Below are 7,886 nucleotides of genomic sequence, written 5' to 3' on the forward strand. Positions count from 1 at the left end.
AACTTTGGCTTTGGCTTTCAGCAAGATGATGGCGGGGTAAATGGTGGGTTTGAGGCAACGCAACAAGGCTATCGGTTCCACAGCTGGGGATCGACTGAGCATGCGATCGACCTGTATGCGGCAGCCCGCTATTTTTATGGTGATCAACCGCGCACCGGGCAGGTGAAGCAGTTTCTTGAAACGGTGGTGTGGGAAGCCGCCAAAGGTCGTTGGCTGGGTGGCCGTGCCGATCAGCGTGACCCGTTGGATGTGAACACCTGGGGCGTGGCTGCACTGGGCGACGAGTATATCATGGCCTTGGAGTATGCATTAGGCACGCATCGGGTAACCTTGGGCGGAATCGATGCGATGGATTTCAACAGCGACCGCAATGATATCTGGTTTGAGGGCACTGGCCAATTGATTGTAGCGTTGCATGCGGTGGGCCGCACCAGCGACGCGCAGTATTTTCTGCAACAGATGGCGAAGGGCCAAACGGCGAATGGGGGCATCCCCTATTCGTTGCAAGGGACGAATAATGGCTATTGGACGATGAGTACGGCGAATGCGGTATCGAGCGCGGCCTGGTTGATTTTTGCTGATGCCGCGTTCAATCCGCTCGGTTTAGGCACGGCGACGATCACGAGTGTTGCGCCAACGCCTGATCCGGTGGTGGTGGAACCGCCCGTAAGTGCCTCGGATAAGGCCTACGGCTGGTTGCGTTCACAGCAATTGCCAAATGGCTTGGTCGATAGCTTCGAGCAAGGTGGGGCTGCCGATGATCTGTGTGTGGTGTACGACCAAGCGGTGGCGGCAATCGCCTTTGTGGTGAAAGCCGATTATGATCGTGCTCGGGCGGTGTTGACGGCTTTGCGAGGCTCGCAATGGGGCGATGGCAGTTGGCACAATATTTATGCTTGTAGCAATCCCAACCAAGTGATGGAATGGCATCGCGATGTCGGGCCAGCGGTGTGGGTGGCCTTGGCAGTGGCGAGCTATGAAGATGCGACGGGCGATCTGGTGACCTATCGCGAGATGGCGTTGCGAGCGGTGAACTTTGGCTTTGGCTTTCAGCAGGATGATGGTGGAGTCAATGGTGGCTTTGAGGCAACCCAACAAGGCTATCGGTTCCACAGTTGGGGATCGACTGAGCATGCGATCGACCTCTATGCGGCGGCTCGCTATTTTTATGGCGATCAACCGCGCATCGGGCAGGTAAAGCAGTTTCTCGAAACGGTGGTGTGGGAAGCCGCCAAAGGTCGTTGGCTGGGTGGCCGTGCCGATCAGCGTGACCCATTGGATGTGAACACCTGGGGCGTGGCCGCACTAGGCGACGAGTATATCATGGCGTTGGAGTATGCATTAGGCACGCATCGGGTAACCTTGGGCGGAATCGATGCGGTGGATTTCAACAGCGACCGCAATGATATCTGGTTTGAGGGCACTGGCCAATTGATTGTAGCGTTGCATGCGGTGGGTCGCACCAGCGATGCGGCGTATTTTCTGCACCAAATGGCGAAAGGCCAAACGGCGAATGGAGGAATTCCCTATTCGTTGCAAGGAACGAACAACGGCTATTGGACGATGAGTACGGCGAATGCGGTGTCGAGTGCCGCATGGTTGATTTTTGCCGATGCTGCCTTCAACCCGCTAGGCCTGATTGGTGATGATCAAGCACCAACTGCGCCTACCAATCTAACAGCTTCGTTAATCACAGCGACAACTGCCCAGCTTGCATGGAACGCAGCGAATGACAATATTGGGGTTGAAGGCTATGCAGTGTATCTCAATAATGCTGCTACTCCCGCAACGGAATGTCGAGCCGTTCGGACAACTCAATGCACGTTGACCAGCCTCAATCCCTTAACTACCTACAGCATTACGGTCAAGGCCTTTGATGCGGCAGGCAATGTTTCGCTTGCGAGTAATTCGATTAATATAACTACACCTGATGTTGATCGGATTGCCCCGACGGCCCCGACCAATCTGAACGCTACCAATGTAACTGCTGCGAGTATCCTGCTTAGTTGGACGGCTTCGAGTGATAATGTTGGCGTGGTTGGCTACAATGCCTATCTTGGTACGAACCCAATTGCGGTTACCAGTTGCAATGGCGTAATTACAACTGTATGTAACCTGACCGGACTTGCGCCTGATACGCAATACAGTATTACGGTCAAAGCCTTTGATGCGGCGGGCAATGCTTCGCTTGCAAGCAATAGCATCCTTGTGACAACCTTGATTGATACGCAAGCACCAACGCCACCGTTAAATCTTCAGGTTCTCGCTAAAACCACCACGACGGTTGATATAAATTGGACGGCTTCAAGTGATAATGTTGGTGTGATTGGCTACAATGCCTATCTTGGTACTAACCCGATTGCAGTTACTAGTTGCAATGCTGTAACGGCAACCATGTGTAGCCTGACTGGACTTACGCCCAATACTCAATACAGCATTACGGTCAAAGCGTTTGATGCGGTGGGTAATGTTTCTGCTGCCAGCGATGGCTTGGTGGTTCGTACCAACCCATTACCAACCTTTGGTAATCCTTGGTATCTGCTTGATGGCGCTACGCACATCACGCCGAGCCAACTCAGTACAACCAGTGGCAATGCCGCCGCCAGCGATTCGATTCCAGCGGCGAGTGCAACTAACATCGATGGTCAGGCGACTCAAACCATCAGCTATGAGGCCGAAAATCTCACGGCTAGCTACGATAGCAGCAAAACCACCGAGTTTGAGCTGTTTATTGATGCAGGCACGGCGGTTGGCAATGGTACACAAGCACGCATCGCCTACGATTTTACTGGCGATGGCACGTGGGATCGGATTGAAACCTACAACTATTTTGCAACTGATCCGGTGAATAGTTGGGAACGTTATACCCATACTCGTGGATTACGCTCGGCAACAGGCAGCTTTGCCAATTTGACCAATGGCAAGGTCAAGCTTGAGCTTTGGAATGCAATCGGCAATAACCCATCGCTGATTCGCACGAATGCCAGCAGCGCCGATGGTCAGCAATCAACCTTGGTTTTGCCATTCTTGGTAACAACTGTTGATAACGAAGCTCCCACTGCGCCAACCAATCTGCTACGCGGTGTGACGACTGCTAACTCAGCAGCCTTTACTTGGCAAGCCGCAAGCGATAACGTTGGGGTCGTCGGTTATTCAGCCTACCTCAATGGTAGTCAGGTTGCCGTAGCAAATTGTCAGATGGTCACAGGCCTCGGCTGTAATCTTACTGGCTTGAGTGCCAATACCAGTTATAGCGTGGTGGTCACGGCCTTTGATGCTGCTGGCAATCAATCCGAGGCTAGCGCAAGCATCACATTTACCACCTCCGACTTGGATTCGATTCAGCCAACAGCGCCAACAAATGTTGCAATTGCCAACATAGGCGCTACCACGGCTACGGTCAGTTGGAATGCAGCGACTGATAATCTGGGGGTTGTTGGTTATTCAGTCTATCTGAATGGGGCAGATCAAGCGGCCAGCGGGTGCAGCATGGTTGATGCGTTGAACTGTACGCTGAGTGGCTTGAATGCTGACACTAGCTATACATTGGTGGTCACAGCCTTTGATGCTGCTGGCAATCAATCCGAGCCTAGCGCAACTGTTACATTCACAACGCAGGCTAATCCATTTCGTTCGCAGTTGTATCTGCTTGATGGCGCTAGCCAAACCGCTGACGGAATCTTGAGTGTGATTCCGGGTAATGCGGCAGATAGTGATCCGCTTGCGAGTGCCCAAAATGGCAACTGGGATGGGCTGCCAACCAATGCTATCACCTATCAAATTAACGACCTGACGGCAACCTATGATCCTGCGAAAACCACTCAATTTAATCTCTACCTTGATGCAGGCATCGGCGTAGGCAACGCCAGCCAAGTGCGTGTTTCCTACGATTTTACTGGCGATGGCACGTGGGATCGGATCGAAACCTATAACTATTTCGCGACTGATCCGGTGGTGGGCTGGGAACTATACAATCATACACGTGGGTTGCGCTCAGCAACGGGCAGCTTTGCCAATTTGACCAATGGTAGACTGAAAGTCGAGCTTTGGAATGCAATTGGCAATGGTGGATCGCTTGTGCGAACGAGTGCCACCACGGCTGATGGCCAGCAATCGACGCTGACGCTGCCATTTAGCGAATAACGCTTGTAACTGATCATCAAAGCCCTTCGTTATCGCCGTTATCGCGATAGGCGAAGGGCTTTTGCAGTTGCGGTTATTGTTGCGTTAAGAAAATTGGCGAGCCTGTTAGTTGGATGTTGCTGCCGCTGACTGTACTACTTGTGCCATTCCAAGCCACTTTGGTGTAAGTTCCAGTTAAATTAATCGTGGCGTTAGCAGTTTCATTGCGATCAAGCGTGGTTTTGGCCCATAAAACATAACGCAATTGATTGTTTTTACGAAACGCTGCACCATCGATTGTGCTGGGCAAATTTAATGCAGCCGTTGCAGTTGCATCGTAGCGCCAGCCATACAGTTGATTGTAGGTTGTGCGGTTGGCAATGCCCTCGCTTGTCATAATCTGATTATTAGGTGCATTACGCTTGAGATTTTCGTAAAAGCCCATTAATTGGTATTCATCTTGAGCGGTTGCATAATCTGCGCCCTCGCCAGTGGCAAACCAATAAATTTGCAAAATACCAAGTTGCTGGCCTTTGACGATGGCTTTGATCAGATAATTACGCTGAATTTCTTCGCCGCCAGCGTAATTATTGAAGGCTTTACGTGAAACATTGGTTTCAGTGATGATACTTGGCTTGCGTGGAAAGGTTGTGCCGTTGTAATTGCGGGCCGCTAAAGTTTCGTTCATTGTTTGGTATTGATTGACGAAAACTTGGCTCATGCGGTCGCTATGCCGCACATAGACAAAACCGCCAACTCCATTATCCCAATAGGAGCCACCATATTGCGGATAAATATGATAACTTAGGGCATCGAAATAAGCTCCGCCAGTTAATGGATATTGGCTGCTGACTTTGCCAGCATCGGGATTATCGGTATAGCGCAACAGTGCATCCAAAAACGAGGCATAGCCAATACCACCTGGCGCAACATAACTGTCAGGATCAGTCTTTTTAATCACGGTGTAGGCAATCCGTAATAAACGAATGTAATTGTAAATTGGTGCATTCAGATTTGGTAATTCATTCGGAGTTGGCGCACTATCCCACCAACTGCCACCGCTCGCACCAGGGTTAGCATAAGCTCTGGCGCTGTTAGTATAATCTGGCTCGTTGATAATTTCATAGAAGCGCATATATTTGCCATAGGTGCTGGCAATCTGCCAAACATACACAGCAAATTTATTCGCATCATTGACGGGTGTGCCATTCTCGCCATTATCCCAAATTGGCTCGTACATGCCTTGCCAGAGCTTGCTTTGTATAGGTGTGCCGTTGTTGCTGTAGTAGCTGGCGGTATCGCGCCAAGCAGCGCGTGGCTCGCCTAAAAAGACCGTGTTTTCGCGAAAACTAAGCGTAGTAGAAATATATTCGAAGACTGGAACCCGAATCGCCGCGCCCCATTGGCCAATAAAACTATCTGGGAGCGAAGCGCGGGCGCTGTGTGCTCCCGCATCAGCCCCAATTGCATAAATTTTTTGATCATCCCAGCCGTTGCCATAGTAACCAGGGTTTAGCCCAAATTGAAAAAGTGCAGAATAACTAGGAACATACGTATTGGCCGTGATCTCGTGATTGCCCATCACAATTGGCATATAGGTGGTGCTGGGGGGTAAATAATTGGCTGCGAGACTTGAAACCGATCCCAGTATCAACAAAAGCAGCATAAGCCGAAAAAAGGCACGTTGAGCCATACAACCTCCTGAGTTGGTTGTTAATTGCCGAAACGATCAGCGGTGGTTGGTTTAAGGCTAAATTGAATCTGTTCTTTGATTGGCTCGTTGGTTAAACGGGGAATCACATGCATATGTACATGGTGAATTACCACGCCGCTGACCGCCCCACAATTCCAGCCGATCGTATAGCCCAATGGTTTGTGGCTGGTGGTGATGAAGGCCTTGACCTGATTGAGCAACTCTTGCATGGCATCCCATTCGTCAAAATCCATCTCGTGGCGGGTTTCGCAATGGCGTTTGGGAATAATCACGCCAGCGCCCGAGAGCACCTTATCGGGCTGTTGCAAAAATCGGCAAAAGCGATTTTCCAGCATGGTTTCAATCTCAAGGGTTTCGGGGTCGCAAAATGGGCAAGCATTCATGGAGTTTCTCCATCGTCTTGTTCGTTGGCCTTCAACATATCGCCCAGCCGCATCAAGGCCTCGATCAAACTATGATCATGCGGTTTTTCGGCTTCTTCCAAGGCGCGAACCATCCCCTCGCGGACTTGCATGCCCCATGTTGTTACAATTCGTGGATCTTCATGGACTAAAGCTTCTTGTAAATGGCTTACGGCATCGGGAACGTGTAGTGCGGCCAATGCCACAGCAGCCTCGTAGCGCACATCGCTATCGGGGTGACGCAACGCCAAGACCAAGGCATGAAAGGCTCGAGGATCGCCAATTTTGCCCAACGAACGGGCGGCGCGAGCAGCAATTTCGGGGTCGAAATCGGTTAATGCAACCAATAAATGATTAAAAACCCGTGCTTGGCCGATTACTCCGAGAATCCGAATTGCTTCGATCCGCAATTGGCGATTTTTTTGCTCCATCAGATCGAGCAATGCTGGGACAGCGGCGGCTCCGATCACCCCGAGCGTCCAGGCGGCTCGCATGCGAATGTCGCGCTGCGGCGAGCGCAAGAGCGGAATTAAAAATGGGACGGCAGGCTCACCGAACAAACCAAGCGTGAAGGCCGCTTGCGAACGCACAAACTCATCATCGTGCTGCAAATCGGCGACTAATTGAACAATCGTTTCAGGTGTGCGCTCCATGCGTCACCTCCTTGTGACATCATCAATGCTTCGAAGAATGGTGCTAAGTTGAGATTGAGTTGTGCGATTATCGACAACAACTCGCGATGGGCGACGTAAGCCACTGGCAGTGGTGGTACCAGCAGGCAAGCCTGTGGAATCAATACCATTCCACGCGAGCAGGGCTTGGCCAAGCTCAAATCGACTGAGAATTTGTGGGCCTACAAGGTGAAATATACCATAAAGGCTTGGTTTTTGTGCAAGCTCAATCAAGGCTTGAGCCACATCTTCAACAAAGACTGGGCAGCGCAGTTCATCGGTAAAAAGCACGCCATGACGTTCGCCGCGCAGCATTGCCAAGGCCATGGTTGTGTTGGGGTCTAGCGGGTTTTGACCATACAACAACGAGGTGCGAGCGATGGCTGCCTGTGGGTCAAGCGCTGCGACAACTGCCTCGCCCGCTGCCTTCGAGGCTCCATAGGGGTGGATTGGTGCTGGCACGTCGCTTTCGGTATAGGCGGCCTCGCGTCCACCCCACACTGCATCCGATGAAACATGCACCAATCGGACTTGATGTTGGGCTGCCCAACGGGCGAGGGTGGCGCTGGCTTGAACATTCACGGCCCACAAGGCTTGGTCGGTCATGGCTGGCCCCATCGCAGGCGTGACCGCCGCCGTATGAATAATTGCAGTTGGCTGAATTTGCTCAAGTAGTGCCTCAAGTTGGGCTTGATCGGCCAAATCGCAGGCTACATGCTCGCCAGCTGTTGGCGGGTTACGCCAAGTTTGGCTATACACTTTATCCCAGATTGTTGTCTGCTGTGCAAAATAAGCGACCCGTTGGCCAAGATAGCCTGATGCCCCAGTAATTAACAAGCGACTCATACACAACACCATCACTAAAAAGATCGTTAATAGTTCTATTGTAGCCCACGCTGCAAGTATTGGGTTTTTGATTCCTCACCCCCTCACCCCCAACCCCTCTCCCGCCGCCGTGGGTTTAAGGGCGGACAGGTT

Annotated in this window: 5 protein-coding genes; 1 reads left to right on the forward strand and 4 read right to left on the reverse strand. The window is 51.5% G+C overall.

Annotation, left to right across the window (positions count from 1 at the left end; translation table 11 throughout):
• The coding region (locus DEF47_RS14840; RefSeq protein WP_287045209.1) for a fibronectin type III domain-containing protein at positions 1–4,143 on the forward strand (4,143 nt) is incomplete at its 5' end.
• A gap of 73 nt (positions 4,144–4,216) precedes the next feature.
• Here the strand turns inward: DEF47_RS14840 and DEF47_RS14845 are convergent.
• The 4 genes from DEF47_RS14845 to DEF47_RS14860 are packed head-to-tail and all read right to left on the reverse strand — an operon-like array spanning position 4,217 to position 7,754.
• Entirely contained in the window at positions 4,217–5,815 is a 1,599-nt protein-coding gene (locus DEF47_RS14845) for a hypothetical protein (RefSeq protein ID WP_012190005.1), read from the reverse strand.
• A gap of 20 nt (positions 5,816–5,835) precedes the next feature.
• Positions 5,836–6,219 (reverse strand): HIT family protein, encoded by a 384-nt coding sequence (locus DEF47_RS14850; RefSeq protein WP_012190004.1) that lies wholly within the window; start codon positions 6,217–6,219, stop codon positions 5,836–5,838.
• On the reverse strand, positions 6,216–6,890 hold the full coding sequence (locus DEF47_RS14855) for a HEAT repeat domain-containing protein (protein ID WP_012190003.1): 675 nt from the start codon (positions 6,888–6,890) through the stop codon (positions 6,216–6,218). Before DEF47_RS14855 ends, DEF47_RS14850 begins: the two co-directional genes overlap by 4 nt.
• Positions 6,891–6,893: 3 nt before the next feature.
• Positions 6,894–7,754 (reverse strand): SDR family oxidoreductase, encoded by an 861-nt coding sequence (locus DEF47_RS14860; RefSeq protein WP_012190002.1) that lies wholly within the window; start codon positions 7,752–7,754, stop codon positions 6,894–6,896.
• Positions 7,755–7,886 lie beyond the last annotated feature (132 nt).

Origin of the sequence: Herpetosiphon sp. (assembly GCF_003512625.1) — a bacterium.
GTDB classification, from domain to species: domain Bacteria; phylum Chloroflexota; class Chloroflexia; order Chloroflexales; family Herpetosiphonaceae; genus Herpetosiphon; species Herpetosiphon aurantiacus.